At 47.5% G+C, this 18,167-nt stretch carries 16 protein-coding genes; 3 read left to right on the forward strand and 13 right to left on the reverse strand.

Annotated features, from left to right (window positions below; translation table 11 throughout):
* Positions 1-266: 266 nt before the first annotated feature.
* The 3 genes from ABEW73_RS19270 to ABEW73_RS19280 all read right to left on the reverse strand — a co-directional run bounded on the left by ABEW73_RS19270 (position 267) and on the right by ABEW73_RS19280 (position 5,920).
* Positions 267-3,509 carry a hypothetical protein gene (locus ABEW73_RS19270; RefSeq protein ID WP_430166105.1) on the reverse strand — a complete coding sequence of 1,081 codons (3,243 nt, stop codon included), beginning with the start codon at positions 3,507-3,509 and terminating at the stop codon, positions 267-269.
* 554 nt (positions 3,510-4,063) lie between these two features.
* Positions 4,064-4,969, reverse strand: coding sequence for a DMT family transporter (locus ABEW73_RS19275; RefSeq protein ID WP_430166107.1), 906 nt, complete (start codon positions 4,967-4,969; stop codon positions 4,064-4,066).
* A 144-nt stretch (positions 4,970-5,113) separates the two neighbouring features.
* Positions 5,114-5,920 (reverse strand): helix-turn-helix domain-containing protein, encoded by an 807-nt coding sequence (locus ABEW73_RS19280; protein WP_430166109.1) that lies wholly within the window; start codon positions 5,918-5,920, stop codon positions 5,114-5,116.
* A gap of 134 nt (positions 5,921-6,054) precedes the next feature.
* Here ABEW73_RS19280 and ABEW73_RS19285 point away from each other — a divergent pair, with 134 nt between their 5' ends.
* Positions 6,055-6,861, forward strand: coding sequence for a phytanoyl-CoA dioxygenase family protein (locus ABEW73_RS19285; RefSeq protein ID WP_430166111.1), 807 nt, complete (start codon positions 6,055-6,057; stop codon positions 6,859-6,861).
* 210 nt (positions 6,862-7,071) lie between these two features.
* On the opposite strand, the gene ABEW73_RS19290 is transcribed toward ABEW73_RS19285, so the two are convergent.
* Together ABEW73_RS19290 and ABEW73_RS19295 are read right to left on the reverse strand one after the other, a co-directional pair.
* On the reverse strand, positions 7,072-8,019 hold the full coding sequence (locus ABEW73_RS19290) for an ADP-ribosylglycohydrolase family protein (RefSeq protein ID WP_430166113.1): 948 nt from the start codon (positions 8,017-8,019) through the stop codon (positions 7,072-7,074).
* Positions 7,902-8,378, reverse strand: coding sequence for a hypothetical protein (locus tag ABEW73_RS19295; RefSeq protein WP_430166115.1), 477 nt, complete (start codon positions 8,376-8,378; stop codon positions 7,902-7,904). Before ABEW73_RS19295 ends, ABEW73_RS19290 begins: the two co-directional genes overlap by 118 nt.
* Positions 8,379-8,636: 258 nt before the next feature.
* Here ABEW73_RS19295 and ABEW73_RS19300 point away from each other — a divergent pair, with 258 nt between their 5' ends.
* Entirely contained in the window at positions 8,637-8,963 is a 327-nt protein-coding gene (locus tag ABEW73_RS19300) for a hypothetical protein (RefSeq protein WP_430166117.1), read from the forward strand.
* A 122-nt stretch (positions 8,964-9,085) separates the two neighbouring features.
* Complete coding sequence (locus ABEW73_RS19305) at positions 9,086-9,232, forward strand: AraC family transcriptional regulator (RefSeq protein ID WP_430166278.1); 147 nt, start codon at positions 9,086-9,088, stop codon at positions 9,230-9,232.
* 290 nt (positions 9,233-9,522) lie between these two features.
* On the opposite strand, the gene ABEW73_RS19310 is transcribed toward ABEW73_RS19305, so the two are convergent.
* From ABEW73_RS19310 to ABEW73_RS19345, 8 genes are all read right to left on the reverse strand, one after another.
* Complete coding sequence (locus tag ABEW73_RS19310) at positions 9,523-10,647, reverse strand: GerAB/ArcD/ProY family transporter (protein ID WP_430166119.1); 1,125 nt, start codon at positions 10,645-10,647, stop codon at positions 9,523-9,525.
* Between the two features lie 17 nt (positions 10,648-10,664).
* Positions 10,665-10,904, reverse strand: a complete 240-nt coding sequence (locus tag ABEW73_RS19315; protein ID WP_430166121.1) for a hypothetical protein — start codon at positions 10,902-10,904, stop codon at positions 10,665-10,667.
* 9 nt (positions 10,905-10,913) lie between these two features.
* Positions 10,914-12,119: a Ger(x)C family spore germination protein gene (locus ABEW73_RS19320; RefSeq protein WP_430166123.1), complete on the reverse strand. Its 1,206-nt coding sequence runs from the start codon at positions 12,117-12,119 to the stop codon at positions 10,914-10,916.
* A 37-nt stretch (positions 12,120-12,156) separates the two neighbouring features.
* Positions 12,157-13,752, reverse strand: a complete 1,596-nt coding sequence (locus tag ABEW73_RS19325; protein WP_430166125.1) for a spore germination protein — start codon at positions 13,750-13,752, stop codon at positions 12,157-12,159.
* Between the two features lie 280 nt (positions 13,753-14,032).
* Complete coding sequence (locus tag ABEW73_RS19330) at positions 14,033-15,472, reverse strand: hypothetical protein (RefSeq protein WP_430166127.1); 1,440 nt, start codon at positions 15,470-15,472, stop codon at positions 14,033-14,035.
* Between the two features lie 20 nt (positions 15,473-15,492).
* Positions 15,493-15,987, reverse strand: coding sequence for a sigma-70 family RNA polymerase sigma factor (locus ABEW73_RS19335; protein WP_430166279.1), 495 nt, complete (start codon positions 15,985-15,987; stop codon positions 15,493-15,495).
* 265 nt (positions 15,988-16,252) lie between these two features.
* Complete coding sequence (locus ABEW73_RS19340; RefSeq protein ID WP_430166129.1) at positions 16,253-16,768, reverse strand: DUF3189 family protein; 516 nt, start codon at positions 16,766-16,768, stop codon at positions 16,253-16,255.
* A 171-nt stretch (positions 16,769-16,939) separates the two neighbouring features.
* Complete coding sequence (locus tag ABEW73_RS19345; RefSeq protein ID WP_430166131.1) at positions 16,940-18,022, reverse strand: Gfo/Idh/MocA family protein; 1,083 nt, start codon at positions 18,020-18,022, stop codon at positions 16,940-16,942.
* Positions 18,023-18,167 lie beyond the last annotated feature (145 nt).

Raw genomic sequence — 18,167 nt, forward strand, 5'->3', positions numbered from 1 at the left:
TGTTATAACACATTTTAGTTAGGTTTTATTTTCCAGTCAATATGACATCGAAAAATTGCTACTTTAGATGTATAAACCGTACATTTGTTATGACAAATTTCGACGGCACATCATTTCTTTATGAAATAATCCATTCCATGCGTGTTAGATGAAGATTCATATCTTTGTAAAAAACAAAAACAGCCGCGTGAATCACGCGGCTGTCTAAAATATGGACGATGATTTAGAAGCAAAGTATCGTGTTTTTGACTAACGCTTTCGCCTGCTTACAGGTAAGCTGCCAGTTTGGCAAGCACTTCTGCTTGTTCACCCGTCAGTAGTTTGCCGGATTGTACGCTGACTTGATTGGAAAAGGCGTTCAGCATGCCTTCCTTAGCGGCGGTGTTACCTCTATTCTCGGCCTCTTTGGCATTGAGGAGTTTACTTGACAGCGATTGCGCGAGTCCCGGATCGCTCGCGGCAAAATGCTCTGCAAGCGCGGACAAGCTATCATAGGTCACGGACACCTCGAAATGAAAGATCGCTTCCGTTTTATTTCCCGCCAGATCGATTGCCGTTACGGAAATATCATGGGATCCCGGATCGAAGGAATAGGCAGGACTTTCGATCAATGGACGAAGACATGGATTCTCAGCTAACCCGGACAAGCTATCGTCAGCGCTGCATGAGACGTATACAGAATCGGTAACCGTGTACTGGTGTTCCCCCGTGAATTCTACAACCGGAGCTGTCTTGTCAATCTGCACCTTCAGCGTCCCAGGAACCTCAGGCACACCTGAGAAGTTGGAGGCGGAATAGGTGACCGTCGTGACACCTTCCTTCGTGATTTCAAGCTGAGCCGTATTCCCTATTACTGTGGTCTTCTCTATCGGCTGTGCCCCTTCCGCAGAGTATACGATTGAATTGGCACGGTCGGCAAAGATGGACAATGACACATCGGAATTCACCCAGCCATTCTCGTTGGGAGAAGGTAATTGACTTACCGTTGAGACTGGCGACACACTGTCTTTTACTGTAACAAAGAAATCATCATAATATGCGGTTGCCACATTGTATCTGGAGGTTACCGCAATCAATTTAGCGTAGGTTGCATTAGCTGGCGCCTTGCCTCTGAGCGTCACTTTCTGCCACTGGGCCAATCGCGATTCATCCAAATGAGTTTCCAAGGTGGAGATGGTCGCGTTATTGCTATCAAAGAATCGGAACATAAAGCCCGGCTGGCCGGATTCTATATAAAGATTCATGCCCGCCGTATATTCCTCTCCCGGGATGACGGGAATCGGATCACTCTGAACGGCAACAGATGCCGTTCTCAGTGTGTCCATAATCTTCAGGCTGTGCGTTCCTGAGAAACTGCGTTCTGTACTGAGATCATAGCGGTAACCGTTACCGGGAGCGAATAGCGGGCTCCATCCCTTTAATGCCTCTTCGAAGCCCGGATTGGTAACAGGAACAGCCGTATGCGGCGGTTCTTCCACGACTTCTCCGTCAACTTCCATCCGATACAGAATCGTATTGGTTTGCATATCTGTGAAATACAGGTTCCCGTCAGCATGCAAATCGAATCTGGAGGTGTCGGCCAATGTCCGATGTTCCAGCGTTTCAGGGTCTATGACCGTCAGTTTGTTATTAAACAGCACATAGAGCAACCCATCCTCCGACCAACGCAGCGGGTGATGCGCCCATTGGCTGAAGTTTAAGCTTGGATACACCTTTTTGCTTTTTACTAATTCATAGGTATCGGGATCAATTGCAAAAATGTATTCATAGGATGCCCCCCAGATCAAACCGTCCGGACCGGCGGAAAGATCGCCGATGAATATCGGTTTATCCAATCCCGGAACCCTGAGCGGGAACTCGGTGATTTTTTGCTGCTTCTCCTCATCCCATACAAAAATCTTCGCTTCCGCCTCGGTCGGCTCGGAGCCGAGTCCGCCCCGAATCGTCGTGGAGCCGAATACCTTGCCCTCATGAACCGTGGTACTGAGCACGCTCTGATTCTGGACGACATTTCGGTGAACGTTTATTTCTCCGGTAGCAGTGTCGTAAACGGTCAGTGAGCCGCCCAAAGTACCGTAACCCGATATAGTCGAAATGTACAATTTGCCTTTAGAACTGGAGATATCCACCAGCCTCTCCTGATCGTTACCCAGCACGGCCAATCTCTTCGGATTGTTCATTCCAGGCTCCATCGATAAATCGAATTCATACAGTCCACCCTCTGGATACACGCCCATATAGACCTTATTGCCCACGGCATGAACGCTATCGGCCTGACCGATGCTGAACGGTGTCGCGGTTTTATCCGTCAGATCAACGAGCGAAGAACGCGCCTGTGAGCCGGTGGTGATCAACTCCGTATCGGATACGCTTTTCAACCGGTTGACAACGCCGGGCAGACCCGGAATAACCGGCGGCATCAGGTGTACTTGCTTGGTTTCGATGTTCATGATCGTAACACCGCCGTCATAACGGACGGTAACCAGATTTTTGCCCGGATATTCCGGATTATTCGGAAATTCCACCCAATCGACTCCCCGAAATCCGCTGTTGTACTCCATTCCGGTTAACTCAACTTCATGCGTGGCAAGATCGAAGGTTTTCAACTTCTTATCAGACATATAATACAGTTTTCCGTCAAGCGAGTCCGTTGCATGCAGCCCCGTTACGTTCTCAAGCACGACATCCAGCCAGCTTTCCGTCTGCGTATCGTAGATAAACGCCTCTCCGGGAATACCGCTACCGTCCGTATACCTGGCAAACAAATAACGGTTATCAATTGTGCTTAAGTCATATACGGTGTCTTCCTTAACCGGCAAGGAAGCAGCGATATTCGTTTTCTCCCCGGTCGTTAAATTCACGCGTACGATCTGCTTATGTGCGGTACCGGCATAGATATTGCCGCCCTGGTAAGCAATGGAGCGCACATATTCCTGATCAAGCAACCCGATGACGCGGCCATAATCTTTTGTCTGCTTTGTAGCGGGGTCGTACTGGTACACTTTGCCGCCGGGATAGGTTCCGACATACACGCGGCCCTGTTCATCCGTGGTGATGCTGTTCGGGACCGACTGTCCATCAAACTGTGCAACCTGCACAGGGACATGAGTAACCGGAGAGTAACTCCACAGCCTTGCTCCGCCGCCGTCAGCCGCAAGGAACAATGTTCCGTCCGGTGCCGTGGTATGTGCCCAGGAGCTCTCGGAGGGTCCGATCGGAATGCTCCGCAGCAGTTTATAATCCTCCAGATCAATGATGTTAAGATGCCCCGGCTTCCCTTTACTGGTCGCGTAAAGCACGTTGCGGCCCTCTTCCTTGCCGGTCGTACCGTTGAACACGGCCACCGTATAATTGTTAGGGACCAGAATTTCTTCCGGTGTTCCATACGTTTTTTGAGCGAGCCTGCTCTCCCCGGAAGCAGCTGCGACACCACCGCCTCCCGAGCATGCCAATATAAAACAAATTGCAAGCATCAAGACTTGGTACTTGCTACCCTTTCTAATTCTCATAAATAACCTCCTTAGATTCAATCGTCGTCTTCCCGAAAGATCGCTCCACATGCAGACGGATATCGAACGGGCGTTCAGTCTCTGTTTTTGTATACGGAGCCTCCTTTTTCGATGGATTGATAAGCCCCTTGTAAGTAAAATATAGAACATGATGGGGGCCGTCTGGCCCGTATAATAGGCAAATACCAAGATGGTGTCAATCGATATTTATCATGCTTTATTACATTTGTCCCGTTATGGGTCAAAGTAGATTTTGCAAAACAAGTAGAATAATCGCAAAGTCATCATCGAATTTTCAAGCTTTAAATCCCATAGGAAAATAACAAAACGTAACGGGTTAATGACAAAAAATCCGCAATTTAAGCGGCCCTGGGTAAAATAAAGCTTCGTATCATTCGCTGCATCATTCCCTCTTTAGGAAGCTCTTTATGAATTTCTTCAATTGCGTTCATAGCGAAATTCCTGAATAACTTGATTACTACATATAAAGAAAAACAAGGGGATAAAAAAATAAAAGACTGCCTCTCAGCAGTCCTTCTTGTTACTAATGAATGCTACTTAGGTACAGCAGCCAAACTCTCTTTTGATGTTCGTCCGCCACGATTTGTGATAAATACCCCCGATAAAATGAGAATCAAGCCGATAATTAGGCTCCATCCAATCGGTTCATCCAGCAGCGTATATCCCCAGATCATCGCCGTTGCAGGAACGAGATAGGTGACGGATGTGGCAAACTCCGGGCTCCCTTTTAAAACCATATAATTGAACAGAATATACGCCACGCCAGAACCAAAGATGCCAAGGCCAACAAGAGAACCTATATTGGCTGGCTCTACGATCTTCGAAAGATCAATCTTTTCCGTAGTAAAAGCGATGATACCGCTACCTACCATCGCCCCAAGCAACGTTCCGAACGTTAGCTGATACATCGTCAGTCCGCCCAGTAAACGCTTGGATAACTGTGAACCCACGGCATAACACAAGGTAGCACCTATCATCGCTGCGAAACCAATGAAATCGACAGTAATAAATGATCCGGGGCGAATACCGAGCAGAATGATCAGACCGACCAGCGCGACCCCCATGCCCATCCATTGAATCCGCCTAAACACGGAGCCGAAGAACAGTAACCCCACGAGCATGGTCCATATCGGCGTTGTTGCATTTAATACCGAGGCCATGCTGCTCGCCAGCCTGGTTTCGCTAAACCCGATTAAGGTCCATGGCAGGGCCATATTGATCATCGCAATCACGACGGTTGGCAGCCAACGAATTTCACGCAGGGCAAACGGCTTTCGCATGATGAGCATAAAGACCGTGATGAAGAGAAATCCAAAGGTGGAACGCAGAAAGGCGATCCCCCACGGGCCGAAATCGTGCAGCAAATTTTTGACGAAAAAGAACGAACCTCCCCATATGAGACTTAGGAGGATGAGTGAAACATATAAGGATCGTGCCAACTTAATACCTTCTTTCTATATTAGGGACATCCTTATAAGTTAACATCTCATCAGGGAAGTTGTACAGAGCCATTCTACACGATCCCTTGCAGGCAGCTTCTCTTGGAATGATTCATGCATAATACGTATAAAGCCTTGCAGCATTCATGTGGGCTTATACGCTTGGCGATACTGTCTCGGTGAAACCCCGTACTGTTTGCGAAACTGATCGGCAAAATGATTGTAACTGTTAAACCCGACATCCTGCGCGGCTTCGTTTGCCGTACGGCCGGAATGGGTCATCAATAAGGCAGCGTGGCGAACCCTCATTTGATTCAGATGCTCCACGATGGTGTACCCCGTTTCTTGCTTGAACAAGTGGGCCAGCCTTGACCCCGATATTCCGATCTCTCGCGATATGGCGTCGATTCGTATATCTTCTTTTAACGAACGGGACAACAGGCCGAGGGTTTGTTCGACCCTTGGATCGAGTCTTGTGTTCGTTCGCTGTGCAAGCAGAAGTAAAATCTCACGCAGGGCGTTCTCGCACAGTGCCTCCCATAGCTCTAACCGGTCCAGCGAATCTTGCAGCACATTCCGAAACGCTAACTCGACACGTCTTCGGACACGTTCATCGGGCAGCGTTTCAACCAGAAATTCCTCATGACGCAGCATCCTGTTTTCCGGAAGTCCGGGATAATGAATCCATAGGAAGTTCCAGCCCTTCCCTTGGACTGTCCCATACTCATGAGCGATGTTGGCACGCAGCAGCCCAAGCTGCCCAGGCAGGCATCGTTTCTCTCCGGTAGGCGTCCGGATATAGCCCTCTCCATGCAGCGTGTAGACAAGCAACCAGTCCTGCATCCCGTGAGGACGACGCAGGCAATAAGCATCGTCTTGATCAAAATGGTCGCCGAATATGGTTCCGGTACTTTCTAGGGATATGCCTTCCCGTCCGTCAGGCGTCCGCACAAGCCTCTCCTCCTCTGCACTTCGAATAGCAGAATTCCGGTAATAATAAGCAGATATCATACTTCCTCTCAAGATAAGCAGACCTTATTCTATTGTCAACAGGAAGAAACAATAATCTTACGGGAGGAATTCCTATGCGAGAGAAGTTAAACGTATTGACGGTAGAGCAGCTGCACACGTTCGAAACGGAGGGATATTTAATTGTAAAAGGGCTTTTCCGCCAAGAGGAGCTGTCGGAAATTGAAGCGACGTTCGAGGAGATCAGCCACACAACAGTGCCCGGCCACTTTGAACCGGTGTTGGATGATGAAACTGCCGAACCGCTCAAACGTTATCCTCGTGTGATGCACCCGCACCGCTTTAATGCAACCGCGAAAAAATACATGCTGCATAAGCCCGTTATGGAGGTGCTGGCCGATTTGTATGGCGAACCGGCACTCGCGGCTCAAAGCATGTTCTATTACAAACCCCCGGGTTCCCGCGGTCAGGCGCTGCACCAGGACAATTTCTACCTACAGGTCGAGCCGGGCAATTGTATCGCGGCATGGACCGCAATCGATCCGGCTGATGAACAGAACGGCGGTTTGCTCGTCGTTCCAAAAACAAGTGATTATGACCTGGTGTGCCCGGAGGAAGCCGATTCGAACGAGTCATTTACCACTCACTTCGTGAAGCCGCCCAAGGATAGAAAGGTCCTTCCCGCCATCATGGACAAAGGCGATGTGCTGTTCTTTAACGGCAACCTGATCCACGGCTCTTACCGCAACAAATCCAACCGGTTCCGTCGCGCCTTCATCTGCCACTACGCCAACGCATCGGCTGCTAAGATCGGTGCATTCTATCGGCCGCTGTTCCGGGAAGACGGTACGGAGATCAATCTCGATATCAATCCGAATGGCGGTCCGTGCGGCATCGAATTCGAAACGGCTTATCCCCATTGAAATAAAAGCGGCCAGGGTGCGACTTGAACAGCGCTGGTCGCACTGGTTTTCTCGAATAGAAGACCACTTTCCACAGATCCTCAAATAAATCATGTTGGATGAATAGTTGCCACGTTCTTACTCCACGCTCGACTGAGATATTTCCTTCTCTATTTTTGAGCATCTCGATTTTATGAGCCATGGAACAACGCTCTGGCTATTATGTCTCGCTTAAGCATCGGTATAAGTTTGCTCTGCTACGGTGGCAAAACGCTCGACCAGATCGCTGATCTTGAACTTCTCCGCACCCATCATATAAGTCATTACCGTATTATGAAATGGCGCATGCCAATGGGCAGGCACGCCTTCCTTGCCAACGATCGCACCGACGATGCTGCCTGCGGTAGCGGCCGTGCAATCATTGTCCAGCCCCATCGCCACTGTCTCGGAAATGACCTTGGACACATCCGTCCCTCCGATCATTAATCCGAATACAGTCAAGCATGCATTATTGTTCGTATGAACACATGACATTCCTTGAAAACGTTTATTCACAGCTTCTCGCGCTTCTGCGTAATTTCGGATATCTCCACCAATGGAGAGCGCCCATTCGATATCCTTAGATAGACTGCAATCTCTAGGAATTTCAGTCAACCCGATGCGAAGGGCGTCCACAGGGTGATCGACACTGAAAGCGGCGGCTTGTGCCGCACTAAAAAACATTTCACCATAGATTCCATTCCTTCGATGGCTCAAATAGGCGTCACGATATGCGTATTCTGCAGCTTTCGACGGAAATCCTGGTGCTATATAGGCCCACGGGTCAGATCGAATATCTGCACCAATCCATTGACAGTACGGATTGTCCAAGTCCGCTGCTTCCATCGCCGTCTTGCCTGCCCTCAAGTTACGAAGTGCAACTTCTTCGGCTGTGCATGCAATCGGTAAATATTTCACCCAGCTCTTTCCCACGTCCTCTGTCGTAAAATGTATCCCATACTCTTCAGCAATGAGCAGCCCCAGGATCGTATACGTAATATCATCGTCGACCGGAACGCCATTCATGCCTTCAAGCGTATATTCATAGAAAGTGCTCTTCCCATATCGCTTATGATTCGGATTCTTAATCTTGGTCCAATAGTTCCGCGGCGGGATGGATCCCCAATGTATTCGGCCCAACTCTCCATTTCATCCACCCCCCATAGTTCGACCGGAGCTCCCAGCGTACATCCGGCGAATCGAGCCAGCAAGGCGCCCTCCAGCTTATCCATATACACGGACTTATTGAACGTATTCCACATTCTTCGAGGCCCGTTTTGCCGAAGCGACTGAATCCCTCGCAGATCATTCGGTTCATGTGAAGCCAGTTTCTCGTCAACGGGCAGGTCTTGCAATTTCTGAGCGGCTGCATGCATTGCCCTTTCAATGTCCAGCCAGACGTCGGAAACGCCGTCTGCTCCGTATTCATGGGCTAATCGCCCATATTGTATAATTTTTTCGGCTAACTCTGCCAATTTCGGTTCCACAGGATACGCCATGTCACATTCTCCTCCCACTTCCTGGTGTAATCGATTTCAACCCTAGTTTATAATAAGAAACATAACAATTCTGCTAAAAAAGGACTGAAAACTATGCAGAAACGACCATATTCATACGAGGTCATCTCTCAGCCGTATCTGCTTCCTCCGGCATTTCCTGTTGATTGGATAGAGAACTACGCCTAGAACGATGCTGATATTACGTATCTGCATTTTCACAATTGTCTTGAGATCGGATACTGCTGCGAAGGCTCGGGGGTGTTTTTCGTAGAGCAAAAGATATTGCCTTACTCCAAAGGTGATGTAAGCATTATTTTTCCGGGCCAGCTTCATCTTGCCCAAAGCCTAAAAGGGCAAGTAAGCCGCTGGCATTTCTGCTTTTTGGATCCGATTGCGCTACTTGGCAAGATTTCTTCTTCCCCATTGTGGAATGAAGCTTCCCCAGCGGGATATTCACGGTTTACCAATATCATCAGTCCCAACGATGCTCCTGACATAACGGTAATAACGGAATATCTCATGAAAGAACTGGGGCTGCACAGCGAGGGTACGAATCCGCCGTCAAAGGCTATGTCTGGACCCTAATGACGCTCATCACCAGAATTATCGATGTCCAGTTGGCTGACCACGCACCTGTTGCTGAACCTCCCGATCGGTCTTCCATGAACAAAATATCCAAAGCACTTGAGTATATCTCGCGGCATTACATGGAACCGATACAAATTCATGAATTGGCGGCAGCTTGCAGCCTTAGCGTCACACATTTTCGTCGTACGTTCCGCGCGTGCATGGGAATGGCTCCGCTCGATTACTTAAACAACGTGCGAATCCAAATGGCGTCTGCATTGCTGTGATCTGGATCTTACGATTCCTTCGTGTCTATCCAAGACTTATAAAGGTTACGCTTATTCTCAAATGTTTTTGTTAGGCTTGATCGGTGATAAACCGAAGGATTTGGCATAAAGGACAATTGCCGTTCTTTAATGAAGTCTGTGTGACTTCATATATTAGCAGCGCTTCAGAAACATCCATCCTTTCCTGCCCGCTCAACTTAAAAAACCGTCTACAAGTAGACGGATTGAACAAGAACTCCAAGCTATATCCTTTTCAATTACCATTACAGTGGATTATGTCCTCCAACCGTTCAGGCGGATTTCGAGGACTTTTTTGTTTTTTTGGACAGCCATTTACGAAGTCCATGCATGCCAAACATCAACAGCGGGAGTATAAATCCAACGGTAATCGTATAAGGAATCCAAGTCTTTGTATCCCATTCTACCTTGAATGGGACATTGGGATATATGAAGACGGAAACCGCGGCAAGTATCCAGCCTAACGGCACGACCAGCGGTTGATAATTTTTGATATTGAATATCTGGCTTACGCCGATCGCAATGGCGTAAAAATACAAGGAGATACGGAAAAATAAAGTGATAAACCACATCACCGCCATGACCGCTTCAATACGTTGAAGAAAATTACCGATATTGATCTTCTTCGCAAGCATAAAACTGGGATACATATTTCTTGCCGTAACGTCCGGACCCAAGACCAAAATCGTTAATCCAATAATCATAAAAAGCACCCCCGCGCCGACTAGGCTTCCGATATATACGGCTTTGTATACCTCCGCCGGACGGTTAACGGCCCCCGGGTAGATGATCATCAACACGATGTGCGGCAGAAACGCAGTGCTAACAAATGAGATTGCGGCTGGAAAGATAGGGTGGGCCCCCGATTCGAAAATGGGAGATGCATTCTCCCATTTGATCTCCGACAATAATAAAATGCTCATCGACAGAAACAGAAGCAGAAACCATGGAAACAGCATCTCCGCTGATCTGGCCAGCACTTCAAGCCCCAAACGCACCCCCAGGACAACAAGGGCCCCATAGAGGAAAATAATCGCCTGAATCGGGGTTTCAGGCAGCATTTGGATGGTCATGAAGTCGCTAATTTCGTGTAACACCGAAGCGGGACCACTTAGGAGCAATGTAAGTAAAAACAGAAAGTTTACCGTTTTGCCGATCCATTTTCCTAAAAGTTTCTCGGTCAATTGCATCAAATTCGTTTCCGGATTCTTTTTGGACAATTGCAACTGCACCGCCAAAATGATAAATCCGAGACCGATTCCGACCAAAGCGGCAATCCAAGCATCTTGCTTAGCAATATTAGCCATACCCGAAGGAACGATTAGAATAGCGCTTCCGATCGTATACATGGCGGTTAGAATGCTGACCTGGCGCAATGAAATTTTTACTACGGGCATCTTTTCCGCTCCTTTTCTTATCGGATCAAACCAACGGCCGAGAGCCAATCACTGAACGGCTTAAATACCATCGTTAACATAACCAGAGGAGTTGGAATATCGTTCATAACTGTTTGGGCCACGCTAATTCCAATGCCAATGATCATGAATACAGTAAACCCCCAGATTTCTCTGTATTCTTTTTCCCGGAGCATCCTTGGCAGCTCCAGCCAGGTTAGGATGGTGGCTGAAAGGGCAATAATCGCGATATTCAGCATGAATTCGCCTCACTCCTTTAGATCATTTAAAAAAGAATCATTGGTTGTGCCGGTTCGCCGGATTTTGTAATCCACTTGAATATGGGTCTCGAGGTTCGGAAAATATCGGTCGTTCCAATCTTCCTTCATCTCTTTCCATGCCTTTGGGTGCGAACGCCGAACTGCCTCCCCGAAGCCGAATATGTCGACTTTAAACTCAGTCTGCACTTTATTGATAACGGACTCCAAGCTTTGGGTTATTTTTTCTTCCATTTCGATTTCGAGATCCCTCACGGTTGCTGGCTGGGACAGATCTAAGCCAATGCATTCCACTGCGCCAATGTTCCCCTCCAAACGAATCTTGATATCCATTTCTGGTCGGGATTGAACGATTCTTCCCTTCAACTTGGCATCGGTCCTTAGCGTCTCCAAGATAACCTTTCCGTCATTCCGGCAGGGAACAAAAGCTACAGAGCTTTTCACGTGCCCCCTTATGAGTCGATAACCTCGGCTATCCCTCTCGTTTAACCAGCCAATCAGCTTATCTTTTTTGAAAACGGCCAGTCCTGAATATTTCAATTGGCTCGGTGTTTCGATATTTTCTACGTTTTTCTTCGTTTTTCCGAGCTCCTGATTCCCTGTTACCACAAGTCCTGTAAGTACCGGATTAATACCACTGCTGGTCATGTCGTTGATCAATTGATCCAGTGTGACAGCCATGCTGGGTGACCATACCTTCTCGGAGATTTGCAGGGAGTCGTAAAGTTTATTGGCAGGGATCGTCTCCAAAGGTGTCATGATTTTCAATGTTTCCTCCGCCGTTGCTCCTTTGGTAACGACCAAGTAGAAATCGGGTCTGAATTCGTGATCCCTGGACAGCAGGTCCAGAACTTTGGCTATCCCTTCCCTTGCCACAGCCTCATCCATCAGAAACATCCGTAAATGGGAAAAATAAATTTTTCGCGGGCTAATCTGGGTCATTCTACGGGCTGCCTCAAATATGGTATCGCCTTCAGCCGTAAACAATGTAGCAGGTGCTTGGGGACTTCCGCTTCTCTTGGCGGTAATCTGCCCGGGAATGGCGACTTGGACCGATAAACGGTAGCGGCCGTCCACCCAATCAACCCCAGCGGCTACCGCTATGGCCAACTCGTTCAATTCTCTGCGGTTCCAGCAGCCGGTTAGAAGAAGAGTGATGACGATATGTAAGAGAAGCAACGCCAATATCCGTTTCATCCATTGTTCACTCGCTTTCCCGCTGGTCTGTAATGATCTATTCCCGCGATTTTTGGGGTGGTGTGCTCTTTCTCCGCTTTTGGTTGTTCTGATTGATCAGTCGGGGGCGGCTCAACAGCATCCAATGCGGCAGCCGCAAAATCGTATCTTTTTGCCCATCCGGAATTAGCGGCGCGAAAGGCGACATATACGGAATTCCGAACGAGCGGAGGCTGCACAAATGCAGAATAAGAGCGATGATCCCGACAAGAATACCGAACAGGCCAAAGGATCCGGCAAGGGCCATTAACGGAAACCGGAGCATCCGAAAAGCAATGGACATATTAAAGGATGGTACGACGAAGCTGGAAATCGCCGTGATCGCAACCACGATGACCATGGCGGGCGAGATGATCCCCGCTTCAACGGCAGCTTGACCAATGACCAGTGTCCCAACGATGGAAATCGCCGATCCGATATTTTTGGGCAGCCGCACGCCTGCCTCCCGCAGGATCTCGAAGGTAACTTCCATGAGAACGGCCTCGACGAAGGCGGGAAACGGGATCTGCTCGCGCTGTCCGGCCAGACCAAACAGGAGCCTTGTCGGCAGCATTTCGTGATGAAAGGTGGTAATGGCGACATAAAGGGAGGGCCCCAGCAAAGAAATAAAGATGCTCAGGTAGCGCAGTATACGCAGAAAGGAACTGATATCCGCACGTTGGTAATAATCCTCCGCAGCATGCAAGAAAGAAACAAATAGGGCCGGAACGATCAGAACAAATGGAGTGCCGTCTACGATAATCGCAATTTTACCTTCCAGCAGCTCGGCCGCGACCACATCGGGACGTTCGGTATTATACACTGTAGGAAAAGGAGTCAGGGTCTTATCCTGGATCAGTTCCTCGATATATCCGCTCTCCAAAATGCTGTCTACATCGATTCGTCCAAGCCGGTTGCGGACTTCCTCGACAATTTTATCGTTGGCAATGCCATCGATGTACATCATGGCAACATCCGTTTGCGTAACTCGACCGATCTGCTTCGTTTCCATCCACAGATGCGGATCCTTGATCTTCCGACGAATCAAGGCCGTATTCGTTCGCAGCGACTCCGTGAAGGATTCGCGGGGACCGCGCACGACATTCTCCGCCGACGTTTCCATGACCCCTCGGTCCTTCCATCCCCGTGTACCTGCTGCGATGCCTCGGTCCAATCCATCTACCAGAAAAATAGTGTCCCCTGACAATAAGGAATGGAACAACTTTTTATAATCGTAAATGGACTTAATCTCATTATTGATAAAAGAAATATTTTCCAATATCTTTTGCCCATCGAAAGGCTTCGGATGTTCCGTATCTGCCCTCACCAGGGATTTAGCAGTGTCAGTTACGACCATCATGATGGATTCCGAAATGATCTTTTGGTCAGCCAAGCCGTCCGTATAGAGGATAGCGATATAGTGTTTCTCCTCTTCATCCAGCGGAATTTCCCTGATCACGATATCGGTACTGTTACCGAGGGCTGCTCTGATATGGTTTAGATTGTTTTGTATATCCGAGCTTAAAGCATCGGGATCTTTTGTCGATGTATTAGCCGGTAGGGTATCTTTGGTGTTGTTTTTGACGGAATGGCCGGTTCTTCTTCGATACCGCATGGGAACATTCTTCCTCTCACAGATGCTATTCCCCCATTATTACCGAAGAAAACCAGCTGTAAACTTTCAGATCATATTGCTGGGGTACCTTGCAGGCCAAGGGAATTTCTATTTTGAGGAGTTCTCAATTTTTCACTAAGTGATTGATTTGTCGCTAGTTAGCTTGCATAACAAACATCCCCTCCGGCCAACAGTACAGAGTTCACGGTAATCATGATCTCTTTTTCACTGTCTGCCATGAGGGGATATTAACGATCCCTAGGACGACAAGATCATTATGTTATTTCATTAACAAATCTACAGCCTGACTGTTCATAATCGGAATCCAGTATTGTTTGACCCCTATCGTAAGCGGCTGCGGGTACTCAAGCGCATCCTCCCCAAAATTAAAGGTCGTATTATCTTCTATGGTATCGTCTTTAACCGATTTCATGAGTCCGCTGTGACTGCTGTTTTCTGACGATAACCTCCCATGTTTATCCCCTGCGGCATCGGTGAAGCTGTCCTCCAGCGACATCCCGAAGCTTTCCGCCGCTTGAGCTTTTTCGAGTTTGCGCTGAAAATACACTTCGCCTGCACCCGCTTCCTGATCGGAGGGGAGCAATTGTAGGCGATCGTCCGGTGCATCGATGATTTGTTTCTTCTTCAGATCAATGACAATTTTCATCTCATCCTTTTTCGCAGCCGCAATACCAAACGTCTTGAATGAGGTCGTATCCAATTGATCCAGTTGGCTCTTCTTATAAACCAGCGTAACTTTGGTGTTATCCTTTAAAATCTCTTGAGGGTAATATAGCTTCTCGGTGTGATCCCCGTGTTTCCCGATCAGGACCGGATTAAGCAATTTAAATATCTGTTTCTCATTGGCTTGGTCATATTCCAAATCTACATAGGTGTTCAGAGGCGTAAACAGCAATTGACGGACGTGAATTTTTTGTCCATCTACTGTCAATGTGCGGTCCGGGTAATAGGCACGTTCTTTGTCTTCGAACATATTGGGATCGAGAGCCAAAGAGACATCCATGCTGGTCACGTACTTCTTACTACTAGAGTTTAATGCCTTCTCTGAAGTATCGGATAAAGTAATATGAATACTTGCCTCATTCGTGTATGGATCCGTTGGCAAAAGATTCGTGGAATAAACATAATAAGAATTCTGTCCTGCAGGAATTTGTCCACTGCCGCTCATGTTGGCTATCACGGCTCCAACTGACGGAGTTTCGTAACCTCCATAAACAAGCGTGAAATCTCGTAAGATGATCTCTTTATCACTATTATTGAGGACGTTGAAGAGAACATATGATTTTCGGCCATCAGAAATAGTGCCTAGTATCTGCACACGATATCCTTTTTTCTCCATCACCTGATTGATTGGTTTTACTAGGCCTCGCTCAATTGCGCTCCTCAGGGAGCTGTCCTTCATGAGTTCTGTTGGAAATGATTCCAGATCATCGACGCTGCTGATACTGGATGTTTGGACCTGATGGTCTTGCTTCTTTATGAAGGAAGATCCGTTCACCGTGAACATGAGAAGCACGGCGGTAGTCATTACTGCCATCGCTCCCAGTCCGTAAGAATACGTGCGACGCATTTCGCGTTTCCTCCCCCGTTCCATTCCTCCCCGCACTGCAGTGGAAAGCTTCGTCTCTGGGAGGGAATTGGCTTCCTCATTCAACTCCGTTGAATCTTTCATAAGTACGTGCTGCTCTTTGTTCAACATTGCAATTTCGCCTCCCTAGCCTATACATATTTCCGAAGCTGCTTCAGCCCTTCACGCAGCCAGGTTTTAATGGTCCCTTCCGGTTTTTTGAGCACTTTTGCAATTTCAGCCGTGGTCATATCCTGGTAATACTTCAGCATCACGACGTGACGGTATTTTTTCTTCATCCGATCCAGCGCCTGCTCAAGATCGATCCGATCATTGCTTTGCATTTCCTGTGCAGCCTCTTCCTTCAAGCTATCCACCGGAAAGACGCGTTTTTTACGCCGAAGCTCGTCCATGCAGCAGTTGATCGTAATCCGGATCAGCCACGGTGCAAGCGCCTGTTCATCCTTGAGCTTTTTGCGCTTCATCCAAGCTTTGCAGGACGCCTCCTGCACGATTTCCAGCGCATCGGCTTCGTTTCTCATGTAACTGAATGCTATGGAATACAATTTCCGCTGTTCGTTTGATAAAATTTTAAAAAAAGTCTCTTCCTCGATCACCTTCAAATCTGCTAGCTCGACTTCCTTCATCGTATTCTCCACCCCATCGTCCCCCTTTCTTATGTCTATGGGTAATGGGAAACAAGCCACCAAAACGTCCACTCATACAGTAAGACGCAGCTAACCGTAAAATCGATTGATTTTTCAGGAATTTATTTTTGCGCAAAAAAAAGACGACATCCAGAAAGTCGATAGACTGGGATATCATCCTCTTCTTCATCGCGCTATTTCAGCATACGCTTCAACTCTTTTATACACTTGTGATCTTCTCATATGGATTATAGACTTCGAATAACTATGGGGAATAATTTTTGTTCTCAATCACGATTACGGACTCCGTACCGGACCTCGCAGCTGCCGTTTGTTTGGTATGCAGAACAAGTTCACGGATAATACCGCAGCATTGCTTCGCACCTGCGACTAATAATGGATCGCCGACAAAACCTAATTTTAATCCTCTAGACAAAAATCCCCCGATCGTCATAACTAATGGAACGGTAGGCGAGGTGTTGGAAAACACAATAGGTTCCGTGTTCTGATATTTGTCTTGAAGGACGAAGCTTAAATTTTTTAAAGCTGGAATGACTATCTTGGATGATCCCCGTCCAATGGTATACACCGGATTTCCATTCTCATCCAACCCATGAAAAACGAGTTTGCCCATGTCGGACCTATTTAGTTTATTGAAATAGTCAACGGCTAGAATCTCTTCGGTTGTAAGCTGCCGATTCGTAGGTAATTTATTAAGATGATACGCTGCTGCCAGTGAGGTCGTATGCGTCCCACCGTAATCATTATAAATAAATATCATTTCATATACACCGCCTTCATTATGTAATGAGCTTATTATTCCCCATTAATCTATATCCCATTCCTCCCCAATCTCATGTCCAGTTTTGCTAGATTCAGCATGTTCCGGAAATAAAAAAAGCCCTGATCATCAGGGCTTTTGCATTATGAATTATCATATGGATATATCAACTTAATCCAGATAAACGGCTTTGCCAAGACGGGCAGATTCGTACAGAGCTTCCAGAATTCGCGATACTACATACGCTTGTTCAGGCGTAACGACAGGATCTTTATCCTGATCGATGGCTTCGATCCATCTTCTCATCTCCACATCCGGTGCCTGTTCCTTCTTCCCGTCATAGAACGCAACCCCGCCGGAATTCAATTCAATTTCGTTCGTGTACAGACGGCTGAATTTCTCCCCGTTGATGCGAAGACCGTTCTTCATATCGGCTCCACCTTCTGAACCGCTCAGTGTACATTTGGCTTCATCGATATCCAGCGTATTGAGCGCCCAGCTGGATTCCAGCATAATGGTCGCGCCATTCTCCATCACAATCATGCCAAAAGCAGAGTCTTCTACTGTGAATTTCTTAGGATCCCAAGGCCCCCAAGCATTTGCTGCATTTTCCTTACTGGATAACTCATGATAGGTGGTACCCAGGACAATTTTCGGTTTGTAGTTGTCCATCATCCAGAGCGTCAAATCCAGGGCATGTGTACCGATGTCGATTAACGGACCGCCGCCTTGTTTTTCCTCATCCAAAAATACGCCCCATGTTGGAACGGCCCTTCTACGTATTGCATGTGCTTTGGCAAAATAAATATTTCCGAGTTCACCGGCTTCACATACCTCTTTCAAATAGAGGCTGTCTTCGCGGAAGCGGTTATTGTATCCGATTGTCAGTTTCTTACCCGTGCGTTTAGCCGTTTCCATCATCCGCTTGGCATCTGCAGCGGTCTTGGCCATCGGTTTTTCACACATCACATGTTTTCCCGCTTCAAGCGAAGCGATCGAAATCTCAGCATGCGAATCATTAGGGGTAAGCACATGGATGATATCAATGGATGCGTCCTGTAAAAGCTCCGTATAATCGCTATATACTTTAGCTTCCTCAATGCCATACTTACCTGCAGCTTCTTCGGCCCGCTCCGGAACAATGTCGCAGAACGCTACGAGCTCCACGTTATTTAATCTGCTCAAGCTGGGTAAATGTTTCCCGTTCGCGATTCCGCCACAACCGATAATTCCAATACGATAAACTTTAGACATTTATCATCACCATCACTTTCATGAGTTTAATAAGAACCAATAAAATAAAGTCCAGGCCACCCCATTGCGTCTTATAGAGCAGGCAGGCTTTAATGTATGTAATTCTGCCAAAACATCCCTTTCACTGGCAGATGCAGTCATCCAG

Source organism: Paenibacillus lautus, from assembly GCF_050482385.1.
GTDB classification, from domain to species: Bacteria; Bacillota; Bacilli; order Paenibacillales; family Paenibacillaceae; genus Paenibacillus_AQ; species Paenibacillus_AQ lautus_B.